Genomic DNA, 14,670 nt, shown 5'->3' on the forward strand with positions numbered 1-14,670 from the left:
CTTGGCGGCATCCTCTACCGCTGGCTCAGCGAGGAGCCCTCGGCCCAGGTCACCGGCGTCACACCAGCCCCGGCCGAATAAGGAAGATGGCGATGACACTCCTCAACACCAGACCGGAATCGAAACTGGCCGAACAGCCGCGTACCGGCATGGTGTGGATCCAGGGCGGCACGTTCCGCATGGGATCGGACAAGCACTACCCCGAGGAGATTCCCGTCCACCGCGTCACCGTCGACGGTTTCTGGATTGACCGGACCCCGGTCACCAACCGGGACTTCCGACGTTTCGTCGAATCAACCGGGCACGTCACCATCGCGGAGCGCAAGCCCGACCCGAAGGACTACCCCGGCGCCTTGCCGGAAATGCTCAAGGCGGGATCCCTCGTCTTCAGCCCGCCGGATTATCCGGTCTCTCTAAGCGACTGGAGCCAGTGGTGGGCCTTCACTTTCGGAGCGACTTGGCGCAGACCGTGCGGTCCCAAGTCTTCGGTCAAAGGCTTGGATGACCACCCGGTGGTGCATGTCGCGTACGAGGACGCTAGGGCCTATGCCGATTGGTCAGGTAGGGACCTGCCCACGGAGGCGGAGTGGGAGTTCGCCGCGCGCGGCGGCCTTGATGGCGCCGAGTATGCCTGGGGCGACGAGTTCACGCCGGGCGGACGGCACATGGCCAACACCTGGCAGGGCGCGTTCCCGTTCCAGAACAAGCGCGAGGACGGCTACGACCGCACATCGCCGGTCACTGCTTTCCCGCCGAACGGGTATGGCCTGCATGACATGATCGGCAACGTCTGGGAGTGGACCTCGGACTGGTACAGGTCCCGGCACCCGGCTGATGCGCCCAAGGCCTGCTGCATTCCCGGGAACCCGCGGGGTGGGCGCGAGGCCGACAGCTACGATCCGCGCCAGCCGCAGATCCGGATACCCCGCAAGGTGCTCAAGGGCGGCTCGCATCTCTGCGCGCCGAACTACTGCCGCCGCTACCGGCCCGCTGCCCGGCACGCGCAGCCCATCGACACATCGTCGAGCCACATCGGCTTCCGGTGCGTGTCGCGACGAGGGCCGAACACATGAGCACCCAGGCTGCACCCCGAGGTGCCCGCATCATGGCTTGGCTCGTGGTCGCCATTACAGCTGCCTTGGTCGTGCTGGGCCTCGCCTGGTACGGCTTCTCAACCGAGGTGCACCAGCGCATCTGGCGCGACATCGCCGAGCGTCCCGGAGGTCCCATGTCGTTCCGCTTCCTGCTCCAGCCGACGATGGCCTTCATCGCGGCCCTCCATGACGGCATCCGGGACGCCAGGGTCCACCGCATGTCGTATCTGCGGGCCATCCTTCGCGACCCCATCGAGCGTGGCGACCGCCTTCGCGAGGGTCTCTTCGCGACGGCCCGCCTCATCCTTCTCGGGATCGGCATGGACGCGATCTACCAGTGGCGGGAGATCGGAGGCTTCTATCCCGGGGAAGCCCTTCTCATCACTTTCCTGCTCGCCGTCCTGCCGTACCTCCTGCTCCGCGGACCGATCAGCCTGATCGCCCGCCGCTTTGTCCACTCGTCTAATGGCGCGAGGTAAGGCGCCATGGCTCCCACGGCAGGAAAGCCGCCCGTCACTGCGCAGTCGGACTCGGATCTGACCTCGGTCGAGCTGTCGTCCCGGCGCACGGGCATGTCGTTTCAGCGAACGCGGATGAGCTCCGACCGCACCCTGATGTCGGTGGTTCGCACGTCGTTGTCCCTGATCAGCTTCGGCTTCACGATCTACCAGGTGTTCGACAAGCTGCGGGAAGCGGGCACCATCACCCATTCGTCAGCGCCCCGCAATTTCGGCGTGGCATTGGTGCTGCTCGGTATCGCGATGCTCGTCATCGGCATCGTCTACCACGTGCAGTTCATGGTCGGCCTGCGCCATGAGCGCGAAGCGATGAAGGCTGCCGGCCTCGTCCATGGCGAAAGCCATTTTCCCGTCTCGCTCACGCTGATCGTCGCCGTCGTCCTGCTTATCATCGGCGTTGCGGCGGTCGTGAGCATGATCTTCCAAGTCGGGCCATTCGGTTGAGGAGGCGCCGGCCCGTCCACTTGATCCGCCTTCACGTTCAGGGAGCCATCGATGGCACAGCAGCCTAGGAAGCATACCGGCAAGCCCAACATCCTCGTCATCTGGGGTGACGACATCGGTATCTCGAACCTCAGTTGCTACTCGCACGGCCTCATGGGCTACCGCACGCCCAATATCGACCGGATTGCCAGGGAAGGCATGATGTTCACCGACTCGTACGGGGAGCAGTCCTGCACCGCCGGGCGCTCGTCCTTCATCACCGGTCAGAGCGTCTACCGCACCGGGCTGTCCAAGGTCGGCATGCCCGGCGCGCCGCAGGGGATGATGGACACGATTGTCACCATCCCAGCCCTCCTCAAGAACCAGGGCTATGCGACCGGCCAGTTCGGCAAGAACCACCTCGGCGACCTGAACCGACACCTCCCGACGATGCACGGCTTTGATGAGTTCTTCGGCAACCTCTATCACTTGAACGCCGAAGAAGACCCGGAGATGGAGAGCTACCCGACCGAAGAAGACATTCCCGGCTTCAGGGCAAAATTCGGACCGCGTGGCGTCATTCATTCATGGGCAACCGAGGAGGACGATCCGACCGAGGAACCGCGGTGGGGGCGTGTCGGCAAGCAGAGGATCGAGGACACGGGCCCTCTCACCAGAAAGCGCATGGAAACCTGCGACGAGGAGTTCATCGAGGCAGCGGTGGACTTCATGAAGCGTGCCAACGCCGGCGGCAATCCGTTCTTCGTGTGGCTCAACACGACACACATGCACTTCATCACGCACCCCAAACCGGAGAGCAAAGGCAAGGCCGGCCGCTGGCAGTCGGACTATCACGACACCATGGTCGACCACGACGAGCTCGTGGGCCGGGTGCTCGACTTCCTCGACGAGCTCGGCATCGCCGACGACACGTTCGTGATGTACTCGACGGACAACGGACCGCATCGCAATTCGTGGCCGGACGCCGGCACGACACCCTTCCGTTCCGAGAAGAACACCAATTGGGAAGGCGCCTTCCGTGTCCCGATGGTGGTGCGCTGGCCCGGGCACATCGAGGCAGGCTCGATCTCCAACGGCATCGTGCAGCATCACGACTGGTTGCCGACCTTCCTCGCCATGGCGGGCGAGGAGGATGTGGTCGACAAGCTCAAGAAGGGCCATCAGGCCATCGGCAGAACCTACAAGAACCACATCGACGGCTACAACCTCCTGCCGTATCTGACAGGCGAGCAGAAGAAGAGCCCGCGCCAGATTTACTTCTACTTCAGCGACGACGGCGACGTGCTCGCCATCCGCTACGACAATTGGAAGGTGGTGTTCATGGAGCAGCGGCTCCAGGGCACGCTGGGACTCTGGGCCGAGCCTTTCGTGCGGCTCCGGTTTCCCAAGATCTTCAACCTCAGGACCGATCCCTATGAGTTCGCCGACGTCACCTCAAATGCCTACTGGGACTGGGTCATGCACAACGGCTTCCTGATGTTCGCCGCGCAGGCGGCTGCGGGCAAGTTTCTGGGGACCTTCAAGGAGTTTCCGTCCGCTCAGCATGCCGGCAGCTTCAACCTCGACGACGCGATGGCAAAGATGAGCGAAGCTGCGAGTGGCGCGCACCACTGAGACGGTCCAGGCGACGGGCGATGGCTCGCCGCCCGATTGAAACCCGCAGGCGACCGGAGGATTGCGGTATGGACCAAGATTTTCTTCCATCCTGGAACGAGGGACCGGCCAGACGGGCGATCCTCGACCTCGCGTCGCAACGGTCTGGGTCATGAGAGCCGTCGGAGGTGTCGATGAAGGAATGGCTCGTCATCGTCACGGAACACGCCGTTCTCCTCGTCGACACACTGGCGCTCGTCATCGTCCTGTTCGGCACCCTGGAGGCATTCATTGCTGGCCTTCGCCTCATGTTGGCGGGAACGGAGAACAGTATCGAGCGGCGCGAGGTCTGGCTGCGCTATGCCCGGGTGCTGATCGCTGGCCTGACCTTCCAGCTTGCGGCCGACATCATCGAGACCTCGATCACCACAGGCTGGGAATCGGTTGTACGGCTCGGCGCCATCGCGGTGATCCGCACCTTCCTCAACTTCTTCCTGGAACGGGATCTGACGGAGATCCGCGAGCGTCAGCACGAACGCAACAGGGAGCGGGTGCAGGAAACGAAAGGAGCCTAGAATGAACCGCCGCCACCTGCTCTCCCTTCTCGGAGCTGGACTGCTGGCCCTCTGGCTGCCTCTCGCGTCCGTTCAGGCGCAAGCCCCGACGTCCGACCCGCTGCCGTCCTGGAACGACACGGCTCCCAAGCAGGCGATCATCGATTTCGTGACGCGTGTGACCCGTGAGGGCGGGCGCGACTTCGTGCCCGTCGAGGAGCGTATCGCCACCTTCGACAACGACGGCACCCTTTGGGCCGAGCAGCCGATCTACTTCCAGTTCGCCTTTGCGTTGGACGAGGTTCGGCGGCTCGGGCCGCAGCGCCCAGAATGGAGGGGCAAGGAGCCATTTCGTTCCGTCATCATAGGAGACCTGAGAGCCCTCCTGACGGCCGGCGAGAAAGATCTGCAAGAGATCGTGACCATCACGCACACAGGCATGACGACGGCCGAATTCACGAAGGCTGTGAAGGACTGGCTCGCGACGGCGCGCCATCCCACGAAGAAACGGCCTTACACCGATCTCGTCTACCAACCGCAGATCGAGCTACTCAGGTACCTGCGCTCAAACGGATTCAAGACATTCATCGTCTCGGGCGGCGGCGTCGAGTTCATGCGCGCCTTCGCCGAGCGGGCCTACGGCATCCCGCCCGAGCAGGTGGTGGGCTCGTCCGCCATGACGAAGTTCGAGATCGGCGCCGATGGCAAGCCGGTGCTCCTGAAGGAGCCGGAGGTCGAGTTCGTCGACGACGGCCCCGGCAAGCCGGTCGGCATCAACCGCTTCATCGGTCGCCGTCCGATCCTCGCCTTCGGCAACTCGGACGGCGACCTTCAGATGCTGCAATGGACGGCGGCAGGAGATGGTGCGCGCTTCATGGGCATCGTCCATCACACGGATGCAGAACGCGAGTGGGCCTATGACCGCCAGTCCCATATCGGCCGGCTCGACATGGCATGGGACGAGGCGCAGGCCAAAGGCTGGACCGTGGTCGACATGAAGCGGGATTGGCGCATCATTTTCCCTGAACCACGCGAAAAACCGGGAGACCTGCCATGAAGAGAGCAGTCGTTACAGCATTGACGTCCCTGGCGCTGGCGGCACCCGCATCTGCCCAGGGCTTCTCTCCGCAGGAGCTGGAGCAGCGCGCCATTCATCGCCGCGCGATCGAGGCGGTGATCTGGGGCATGCCGGCGGTCAACTACGATCTGATGTTCCAGGCTGCCCTCAAAGCGGGCGCGAAGGAGAACCAGGTTGTCTACTGGTCGAACTTCCTGGATTGGAAAAACCAGACGCTCACGCCTAATCCCAGCACGATCTACCTCATGCCCTTCCTCAACATGAAGGACACCGGCCCGATGGTGGTGGAAATCCCGCCTGCCCAGGGAGGGTCGATCACCGGCACGATTTTCGATGCTTGGCAGGTCGCGCTGGAGGATGCCGGTCCGGCGGGCGCGGATAAGGGCAAGGGCGGCAAGTACCTGATCCTTCCTCCGGGCTACGGCGGAACTGTGCCCGATGGCTACATCGTGCTCCGGTCAGGAACCAATATGGCAGGGGCGTTGCTGCGGTCCAATGTCGGCGGCAGCTCCGCCGCCGACGTCGCTAAGGCTGTTGCCTACGGCAAACAGATCAAGCTCTACCCTCTGTCCAGCGCAGCCAATCCACCTCAGACAGCTTTCGTCGATGTCATTAGCGTCGAGTTCGACAGCACGATCCCCTACGACACCCGCTTCTTCGAATCTCTTGACCGCTTCGTGCAAAGGGAGCCGTGGCTGGAGCGGGACAAGGCCATGATCGACCAGCTCAGGTCGGTCGGGATCGAGCAGGGCAAGCCTTTCAGTCCCAGTGCCGATACGCGAAAGTTACTGGATCAAGCTGCCGTTGAAGCCCACGCCTTGCTCGATCAGGGATACGAGGATCTGTTTTCGCCCTACTACCCGGGCGGACAGTGGGCACTGCCCCTCGCCCACGAGCTGACAGAAGGTCTGTCGGACAATTTCTCCAAAACTGGCGTGTATCCCACCGACACCCGCGGCGTCTTCTTCTCGATGGCGTTCTCCAGCGTGAAGCATCTGGGAACGGGCCAGTTCTATCTGGTGTCACTCCGCGACAGGACCGGCCAGCCGTTCGATGGAGGGAGCTCCTACCGGCTCACGGTACCTCCGAATGTGCCGGCCGAACTCTACTGGTCGGCCACTGTCTACGATCGTGCGACGCACGCTCTGATCCGCGACCAGAAGTGGCCCTCCCGTGGCTCCACGACACCCGGCCTGCAAGTGAATGCGGACGGATCGGTCGATCTCTTCTTCGGGCCGAAGCCGCCCGCCGGCAAGGAGGCGAACTGGGTCCCAACCCAAGCCGGCCGCGGCTGGGAGGTCATGATGCGCTTCTACGGGCCGCAGAAACCGCTCTTCGACAAGACCTGGCGCCTGCCGGATGTCGAACAAACCGCGGCCGAGTGATCGAGGAGAACCCAACCATGGGCTTCCAGATGCAGGGCAGCGGAGACTGGCTTTACTGGCTGTGCTTCGTCATCGTTATCGCGCTGGTGATCGCCGGGATCTGGGCGGTCTACTCGTTGGGCGGACTGCCGGGCCGGATCGCCCGCTCCCGGGGCCATCCGCAGGCCGCTGCGATCAGTGTCTGCGGCTGGCTCGGCCTGATTACCTTCGTGCTGTGGCCCGTCGCGCTGGTGTGGGCCTATAGCTCGCCCCGGGGTGGCCAAGCCGCCGCGACGAGCGAGGATCTCGATGCATTGCTGGCCGACCTGCGCCGGACGTCGGAACGGGTCGCCACCATCGAAGCCGGGCTCGGCTCCACCTCCCCGAGAAGGATCGCCTGACATGGTCCCCGCCATCATCAGCTCCGTGGTCATCCTCTACCTCTACTGGCGGCACAAGAACGAGACGAAGCCGCGCAGCGAAGAGCACGCGACCGTCTCGGCGGTCCGCAGCGAGCTCGCCAACCTGAACGCCCGACTCGACACGCTCCAGAAGCGCGTCTCTGCCCGTTAGCCAACGAGGCCCACCATGCAATGGCCGATCTTCATCATCTACACCGCCTTGGTCTGGCTTGTGTTCGCGAAGCTGCGCCTGCTGCCGTTCACGCTGCCGGTGGCGCTGTTCTTTGCCTCGGCCGGGCCGATCATCATCTTCCTCGCTCTCGTGGCGATGAACTTCTATCACCCCGGCACCTCGGATGTGCGCATCTTCCAGCGGGTGGTCCAGATCGCACCACGGACGTCGGCTCCGGGTCGGGTGGCGGAGATCGCGGTCAAGCCGGACGTACGGTTGATCAAAGGCGAGACCCTGTTCCGGATCGACTCGACGCCGTTCGAGTACGACGTCCGACGGCTGGAGGCAGCATTGGCCGCGGCCGAGCAGAACGTGGGCCAGCTCAAGGCCTCGCTTGACCAGGCCAGTGCGGCCCGCGCCCGGGCCGAGGCGCAGGTCGCGCTGGCGCAGCAGACATTCGACCGGCAGACCGAGCTTCTCCAAAGCCGGACCGTGGCGCAGGCCGCCGTTGACACCGCCACCCGCAACCTCGAAGCCGCCCGCCAGGGAGAGGCAGAGGCCAAGGCTGCGGAGGAACGGGCCCGGCTCGCCTATGAGTCGAACATCGGCAACGTGAACACCTCGGTGGCACAGGCGCAGCAGCAGCTCGCCGCCGCCCGGACCAACCTTGCGGAGACCAACGTCACCGCGCCGTGCGACGGCTACGTGACCAACGTGAACATCCTGCCGGGCTCCATCGTCAGCCCATCGGCATCGGTGATGCCCTTCGTCTGCGACCAGGACGCCGACATGAAGGGCAAGGTGGTCGCCACCTTCGACCAAGCGTCGTTTCTCGCGGTGCAGCCGGGCGAGTACGCCGAAGTCATCTTCTCGATGTACCCGGGCCAGATCTTCACCGGCAAGGTCGAGAGCATCGCCGACATCACGACTGGCGGCACGCTCACGCCGTCGGGAGCGCTGCCCGACGTGACGGCAAGGGCCGCTCCACGCTTCGGTGCGATCATCAAGCTCGACGACCCGGATCTTCGCCTGCCGGCGGGCGCGCAGGGCACGGGCGCTGTCTATACAGGCAAGGTTCAGTTCGCCGGCATGCTTCGGATGGGTGTCGTACGCACGAACACGATCCTCAACTACGTGGCGTGGGGGACCTGAGCGCGAGGTGTCAGCCTAGTGCCAGCTCCGGCTCGAACCGCCGTCCCGCCAAAACGGAGCCGGAGCGACCAGCATCAGACATGGCTGCAACGCTGATGGTCTCACTGTCCGAGCCCGACCGGGTTCAACGGCGCCACGGTGTCGGACAGGGAGCGGCCCAGCTGATCCACATGGCCTCCGATGGATCGGCGGGTCTGGGGGTCGACAACCGCGACGGGCGCCGAGACGGCGAGCCCGGCCGCCGTCCCGACGGCAGTTGCCGCACCGGCGGTCACCTGAATGATGCGGTCGCCCAGTCCGACGCGGGAGTCCGTCACCGTCTGCCCTGCGGCAAGCCGGGCCCCGATCAGCTGAACCACCTCGGGGCTCTCCGCGAACTTGCCATGGTTGAGGGCGTCGCCGGCCTTGAGCTTGGTGAGATCGAGGACCGTGATGCCGGATTGTTCGAGCTGGGTGCGGTATGGCTCCTGGTCGGGATTGATGGCACCGAGCCTGACCTCGCTGCCCCAGACCCGTCGTGAAAGCGCCAGAGCACGGTCGTCCTGGGATACGAACAGGGTGATCGAGGGCCGCCTTGTCGCAGGTCCCATGTCCATGATGGCTTCGCGGGCAAGATCGACATCCACGTCGGGCGCGGCGAGCAGGACGTTGCGGATCTTCGGCGTGACCCGGCCGTCGCGGATGGCCATCTGGCGCAAGGTCTCCAGAGCCAGCGACGTGCCCATCGAGTGGGCCAGGATCGAGACCTCGCCGACCCCGGGATCCTGCGAGATCGCCTTCAGAAGGGACTCCAGGGCGTTGCGCGAGTAGGCCGTGCTCTCCCGGTCGTAGCCATAGGCCCAGACGCTGCCGCGGGATGGCCAGGTGAACAGGATCGGCACAACAGGCGCATGGGAATCGTGCACGATCTGCGCGAAGCGGAAGACCGCGTCGTCGAAGCGGTTGTTGAAGCCGTGGATGAACACCAGCACCTGCCGCTTCGGAACCGTGCGCAGGCTCCGCCGGAACCAGGCCAGCGCCTGCGGGCGGTCGATCACGTCGGCCTTGAGCGTCACGAAATCAGTGGCCGGATTGCCGGGCACCTGCCGGGGCCACTGCACCTCACCGATCTGTCGTGCCTCGGGTGGCGGGATCGAGACAGTGATGTTGGCGAACGACGCGGGTGCCCCGCGATCACCCGAGAACAGTTCCGCAGGATCCGACCGCTGGCGCGTCGTAGCCACCAGCATGTTGACCTGGCTTGCTCCAGGAGCCGTCCCGCCCACGGGAAGCATGACGCCGCGGACGCTGGCGCAGCCAGCAAGCATGGGAAGGAGGACAAGGACCGCAGGCAGCCGCGCGGCATACCGTTTGAACATTCGCCCCATCTCTGGCGGTGTCATTTTTTGCCCCCTGGTCCAATGTGGCACGGACCATACCAGATTTCTATCATCGCGACCGGATTCAGACGAACCTGCGGGTTACACCCTTTCCCCGCTAGTATCGGACACGGATCGGCTGGGGCTGGGCAGGGGCAACGTGTCCGCCCAAGGGGAAGCCGACAGTGAACAGGCCGATGGTGCCCTGGGCGCGGTTCTCGACGTCGACCTCGCGCAGCACCTTGATGCGGGCGGAGACCGGTGTGCCCGCGACGGTAAAGTCATAGCCGGCCGTGGCGCCGACTGCCGTCACCCGTCCCTTGAACGGCCCGATCCGATTGCCTGCGCCGCCGTCGTCGGACACTTGATCGTAGTAGCCCCCGAGCAGCCCGACAGAGAACTCCTTGGTCAGGTTCTTGCTGATCGAGACATCGACGTGGAAGGCATTGCCGCTTCGGTAGTCGGTGTCCGGGTTCTCGCCGTTGAACTCAAAGCCGACGGCACCCGACAGATCGAGGCCGAGTTCGGGATCGAGCCACGTCACCGCTGCGTAGACATCTCCGATCCAACGGTTGAAGGCGAGGTTGGAGAGCTTGCCCTCCTCGTACCCGCCGGCAGGGATGTTGACAGTGGCACCCACCGACCAATGGAACTTGCCCGCACCCCAGCCGATGAGGCCGGCCACCAGCGGATCCCCGAGGACAAACGAGTCATCGCGCTGGCTGAAAGCAAAGGTGCGACCCAGGCGCGGCGCCTCGATGAGAACGCCTGCACCGACCCGGGGAACGCCGAACGGCAGGCTGAGGCCTACGCCCACTCGCCCGCCAAGGAACTCCAGGGGCGTGATCCAGGTCGCAGTCACGAAGTCAGCCCGCACCTCCGTCTTGACGTCAGCCAGCACTGCGCCGCCAATCTGGATCGGGCGGCCGCCGGTGATCTCGCCGGAATAGGCAAAGAAGTCGTTGGCGAAATAGAAACCGGGCGGGGGGACGATACCGGCCCCGGGACCATGGCCCCCCGGGATGAAAAGGCTGGCGCCACCCTCGGTGGCGAGGGCCGGCAGGCTGCCGGGGCCACACAGCAGGCCGATGATCCCGAGACTAGCGCAGCGGCGTTGCCATATCACGTTTACCAGGTTCCCTTCCCTTGTTCTTAGTCCCATCATCGCCTGAGCCGCCCGTTCCGCCCATCGGGGAAACCCTGAGATTTTGCCGATCTTCCTCGTTAGACCTCGATCATGCGGTTTTTCACGGCATAGAGAACGATGTCGGCGGTGGTGTGCAGCCCAAGCTTGCGCATCGCAGCGGCGCGGTGCGTCTCGATGGTCTTGAGGCTGACGCCGAGCATGGCACCGATGGACTTGTTGGTATTGCCCTCAGCGATCAGCTGCACCACCGACCGCTCCCGCGGCGTCAGGATCTGGCGCCTGCCGCGCTTGCGCCGGTCGAGCAGTGTGTCGAGGAGATTGGCCGAGAGCTTGCCGGAGATGTAAGCCTCGTGCCGCCCGAGCGCCTGAACCGCGGTGATCAGATGGTCATTGGCGTCAGCCTTGAGCAGGTAACCGCGCGCGCCTGCTGCCAGGATATCCTCGATCACGTCCTGGCTGTCGTGCATGGTGAAGATCAGCACCTCGGTTCGCGGCAGCCGGGACCGGATCTCGCGGGTGGCCTCAACACCGTTACGCACGGGCATTGCATAGTCGAGCACGATCACGTCCGGCTTGACCTTCAGTGCGGCCTCAACTGCCTCCTGGCCGTTGGCGGCTTCGCCGACCACCTCGAATCCGGGCTGGGCTTCCAGCACGCTTCGCAGGCCGGAGCGGACCACGTGGTGATCGTCGGCAATGAGGATGCGGGTCACCTGTTCCCCCACTTGTCCGCGATGGGCATCTCGCCAGCTTAGCTACTCTTTTCGTCGCGGGTATCGGGTGAACCCCTGAGATTTGCGCCGGAAAGATCCCCAAGCTCGCTGCGATCATGTCCAAACCCTAGCGGTAGATGCTCGACTGCTGGATTGGAGGCTGGGATCCAAGCGCGGATGGATGTCCCCCCGGCACTGCTCTCGATGGTCATGGTGCCGTCGAACTGTCGGATGCGAGCCTCCATGCCGGGGATGCCGACCCCTAGCGACGGAGGAAGCACCTCACCGTTCGACGCCCGCGCCGGCATGCCCTTACCATTGTCGGTTATCTTGAGGCTCAACCCGTTCGGATCACGCCTGAGGTTGACGGAAACCTTGGTTGCCTCAGCATGTCGGTAGGCGTTCACCAATGTTTCCTGAACAACACGAAGAACAGCCCGCTGCTGATCAAGGGGGATGCCGTCAACGTCCCCTGTCACCCTAGCCTTCGCCGTCAGGCCCGTGCGCTGGAAAAATCCCTCCACGAAGCGACGCAGCGACGCGGCCAAACCGTTCGCGCGCAGGCTGGGCGGGTACAGCAGGTAGGACAGGGTTCTGATCTCCTTCTGGGCCTCGTTGAGTGACAGACGCATGGCATCGATCGCATCCTTGACGCCAAGCAGGTCGCTCGCGGCACGCTCGACATGCATCAGTCCGAGGCTGGCGGCGACGATGTGCTGGGCGGTGGAGTCGTGCAGGTCTGCCGCGATGCGCTGGCGCTCGTCCTCCTGCAGGGACAGCAACCGGCCGGCGATGTCACGGACGTCCCGGCGCGCCGCCACAAGTTCCGTGACGTCCTCGTGCGCCACGACGGCATGGGCGGTTCCCTCATTGCAGAACCGCGCCGCCGTCATCTGGAAGAACCGGTCGCCGCAGCCATAGGTCAGGCGGAAATCCTCCCGCTGCCCTGCCAGCACAGCCTCAAGACCACCAGCAACCAGGGCCGCCTGGGGATCATCCAACGAGGCTGCGCGGCAGACGGCGACGTAGTCGGCCCCGATGCCGTGATCCGGCGTGGCGTAGCCGCCAGTCTCAGCGAACCGATGCCAAGCCTTGTTGACAGCGACGATCCGGCCAGAACCATCGAGGATGGCGACATGGGCCGAGAGCGCGTCGAGGGTGGCCTGGAGGAGACGCCGGCTGCTTTCGATCCGCTCGGTCGCTTCCCTGTCGATAGTCACATCCCGTGCCGTGCCGACCAAGGCGACAATGGTTCCAGTTTCCGGGTCCCGTACGGGTGCCAGACTCGTCTGCCAGTGCCGTCGCCCTCCTGGAAAGTCGAGCACCTCATCGTAAACCATGGGAGCACCGCTCTGCAGGCAGTCGCGGTAGCGTGCCTTCACGGCTGCGGCAGTATCAGGCGGCAGGCATTGGTCAGGTTCCTTGCCGGCGATGGCCTCAAAGCTGAGCCCGGTGGCCCTCTCATGCGCAGGGTTTAGGCCCTCGAAGACGAAGTGTCCGTCAGGTGTCACGGTAACGACGAAGAGGCTCTCTGACGTATCGTTCCAAAGGCTCGCGTAGCGCGCCTCCGCTAGCCGCAGGCGGCGGGCCGTCTGAATGGTCTGGGCGGCCGTTGCCTCCACTGGGCCGACTTGGCGGACAAGGACGAGCCCGGCCAAGCCACCGGCCGTCAGCAGCAGAAGGCCGATGCGGGTGATCGTTTGGATGGCGGTGTCGACGGGAGCGTTCGCGACGGCGAACGGAACGGTGGTGATAGTCGTGAACCCGGTTGTTTCGGAGCGTTGGGCGCCGACGAGAAGGTCATCCACCCCGTCATGAACGACGAAATGCCCTCCGTAGGCATGCTCGCTCAGAGCTGCCTTGAGGGTGGGCGAAAGTTCCTGCGGCAGCGCTCCCGGTGCTGAGTCGCTGATCGCGAGTGGCACGAAATTCCGGTCGAGCACGATCGTGGTCCAGCCAGAAGGCAGTGGGTGCTCGCGCACCACAGCGTTCAGCCGAGCCTCCGGAAGAACCGTTGTCAGAAGGCCCGCCATGTCACCCAGGACATCGTCGAGGCGCAGATGCACGGCAACCGTCGGCACCTTCGCCACCGGCCCCATCACCCTGTTGGAGATGCTCAGGCCACGGGTGCGGATCCGCTCGTATCCTTCGTCTGTGGGTTCCATCTCGGCGCGCGTAGGCAGGCGTGTGCCGAAAGGACGGATGGTGTTGAGGATCTGACCGTTCATGTCCCACAGGACAAACCAGGATCCTTCGGGATGCGGTGTTTCTACGAGCTGGTCGTAGAATGCTCGCAGGTCACCTGATTTCAAGACGGGAGATCGCGACAGCCCCTGCAACAGGAACCCGGCTGCGTCGACCTCTCGGTCGAAGGCGGCAGAGCCTGCCACAGCTTCCGCCTGGGCGCGATGGGCGATGGCATGCCGATCTTCGGTGGCCTCTTGGTAGAGTAAGGCCGCACCTGCCAGGAAGGCGAAGATAGTGAGGAAGGCGAGAGGCACGACCACACGCCAGCGCAGGCTCATCCCCGCCCATCGGGGTCTCACGCGACTGGGCTGCTGCACTCCGACGGCTGTCATGGCGCACCTCCTGGCGGAGACGGGTGAGCCATGACCGAGCCGATGGGCAAATGTCAGGAACTCCTCCCGGGTGCCGTAAAGTCGGACTACCCACGAGGAATTAAACCAGAGATTAGGATCAGGTGAAACCCAGAGTTAACCTATATCAATGGAGCCTGGCATCATCGCGTCCCTGGAGGCGGGTCAACGCGGTGGTCCAGCGGACTGGCCGGAAGGCGGTGACGACGCCGACGGATCCTTTGATCCGACCACCGGAGACCCTGCAGGAGCAGCTGCTGTCGATTGGAACCACGTGGCGAGCGCAGGCATGAGCTATCGGAGCGTTAACAAAGTAACTACCGATGGGATGAGAGCAAAGGTCAAATCCTCAGCAGAGAGGTAATGGTCCGGTTTGGGTCACGAACTGCCTTTAAGCGTGGCCGCACGAAGGTCTGCTCGTCGCGAGATAGTGTTGATTTAGTCGGGCATTGATTGGGCTGGGTTGGCGTGATTCCATTCTCCTG

General features: G+C 64.2%; 14 protein-coding genes. 10 read left to right on the plus strand and 4 right to left on the minus strand.

The features are described from left to right. The first annotated feature begins 92 nt into the window (after positions 1 to 92). The 10 genes from I2H36_RS19725 (at position 93) to I2H36_RS19770 (ending at position 8,370) form a co-directional block, all read left to right on the plus strand. Positions 93 to 1,073, plus strand: coding sequence for a formylglycine-generating enzyme family protein (locus tag I2H36_RS19725; protein ID WP_196265607.1), 981 nt, complete (start codon positions 93 to 95; stop codon positions 1,071 to 1,073). After that, positions 1,070 to 1,573, plus strand: a complete 504-nt coding sequence (locus I2H36_RS19730) for a hypothetical protein (RefSeq protein ID WP_196265608.1) — start codon at positions 1,070 to 1,072, stop codon at positions 1,571 to 1,573. The genes I2H36_RS19725 and I2H36_RS19730 overlap by 4 nt, the downstream gene beginning before the upstream one ends. Positions 1,574 to 1,579: 6 nt before the next feature. Then, positions 1,580 to 2,056 carry a YidH family protein gene (locus I2H36_RS19735; RefSeq protein WP_246718925.1) on the plus strand — a complete coding sequence of 159 codons (477 nt, stop codon included), beginning with the start codon at positions 1,580 to 1,582 and terminating at the stop codon, positions 2,054 to 2,056. 51 nt (positions 2,057 to 2,107) lie between these two features. Further along, complete coding sequence (locus I2H36_RS19740; RefSeq protein ID WP_196265609.1) at positions 2,108 to 3,670, plus strand: arylsulfatase; 1,563 nt, start codon at positions 2,108 to 2,110, stop codon at positions 3,668 to 3,670. Positions 3,671 to 3,843: 173 nt separating this feature from the next. Next, positions 3,844 to 4,224 carry a DUF1622 domain-containing protein gene (locus I2H36_RS19745; protein WP_196265610.1) on the plus strand — a complete coding sequence of 127 codons (381 nt, stop codon included), beginning with the start codon at positions 3,844 to 3,846 and terminating at the stop codon, positions 4,222 to 4,224. Position 4,225: 1 nt separating this feature from the next. Next, positions 4,226 to 5,260: an HAD family hydrolase gene (locus I2H36_RS19750; RefSeq protein WP_196265611.1), complete on the plus strand. Its 1,035-nt coding sequence runs from the start codon at positions 4,226 to 4,228 to the stop codon at positions 5,258 to 5,260. Further along, positions 5,257 to 6,666 (plus strand): DUF1254 domain-containing protein, encoded by a 1,410-nt coding sequence (locus I2H36_RS19755; protein WP_196265612.1) that lies wholly within the window; start codon positions 5,257 to 5,259, stop codon positions 6,664 to 6,666. Before I2H36_RS19750 ends, I2H36_RS19755 begins: the two co-directional genes overlap by 4 nt. A 17-nt stretch (positions 6,667 to 6,683) precedes the next feature. Then, the gene (locus tag I2H36_RS20455) at positions 6,684 to 7,046 is read left to right on the plus strand and encodes a DUF3302 domain-containing protein (protein ID WP_343234484.1); all 363 of its coding nucleotides are present in this window, start codon (positions 6,684 to 6,686) and stop codon (positions 7,044 to 7,046) included. Position 7,047: 1 nt separating this feature from the next. Next, on the plus strand, positions 7,048 to 7,218 hold the full coding sequence (locus I2H36_RS19765; RefSeq protein ID WP_196265613.1) for a hypothetical protein: 171 nt from the start codon (positions 7,048 to 7,050) through the stop codon (positions 7,216 to 7,218). Positions 7,219 to 7,233: 15 nt separating this feature from the next. Further along, positions 7,234 to 8,370, plus strand: coding sequence for an HlyD family secretion protein (locus I2H36_RS19770; RefSeq protein WP_196265614.1), 1,137 nt, complete (start codon positions 7,234 to 7,236; stop codon positions 8,368 to 8,370). A 101-nt stretch (positions 8,371 to 8,471) separates the two neighbouring features. On the opposite strand, the gene I2H36_RS19775 is transcribed toward I2H36_RS19770, so the two are convergent. The 4 genes from I2H36_RS19775 to I2H36_RS19790 form a co-directional block, all read right to left on the minus strand. Then, positions 8,472 to 9,728, minus strand: coding sequence for an alpha/beta hydrolase (locus I2H36_RS19775; protein ID WP_246718926.1), 1,257 nt, complete (start codon positions 9,726 to 9,728; stop codon positions 8,472 to 8,474). A gap of 118 nt (positions 9,729 to 9,846) precedes the next feature. Next, positions 9,847 to 10,854, minus strand: a complete 1,008-nt coding sequence (locus I2H36_RS19780) for a SphA family protein (protein ID WP_343234485.1) — start codon at positions 10,852 to 10,854, stop codon at positions 9,847 to 9,849. A gap of 98 nt (positions 10,855 to 10,952) precedes the next feature. Continuing rightward, the gene (locus I2H36_RS20460) at positions 10,953 to 11,588 is read right to left on the minus strand and encodes a response regulator (protein WP_196265616.1); all 636 of its coding nucleotides are present in this window, start codon (positions 11,586 to 11,588) and stop codon (positions 10,953 to 10,955) included. Positions 11,589 to 11,626: 38 nt separating this feature from the next. After that, complete coding sequence (locus I2H36_RS19790; protein WP_196265617.1) at positions 11,627 to 14,167, minus strand: PAS domain-containing sensor histidine kinase; 2,541 nt, start codon at positions 14,165 to 14,167, stop codon at positions 11,627 to 11,629. Between the last annotated feature and the right edge of the window lie 503 nt (positions 14,168 to 14,670).

The sequence above is a fragment of the Microvirga terrestris genome (assembly GCF_015694425.1).
Taxonomy (GTDB): Bacteria; Pseudomonadota; Alphaproteobacteria; order Rhizobiales; family Beijerinckiaceae; genus Microvirga; species Microvirga terrestris.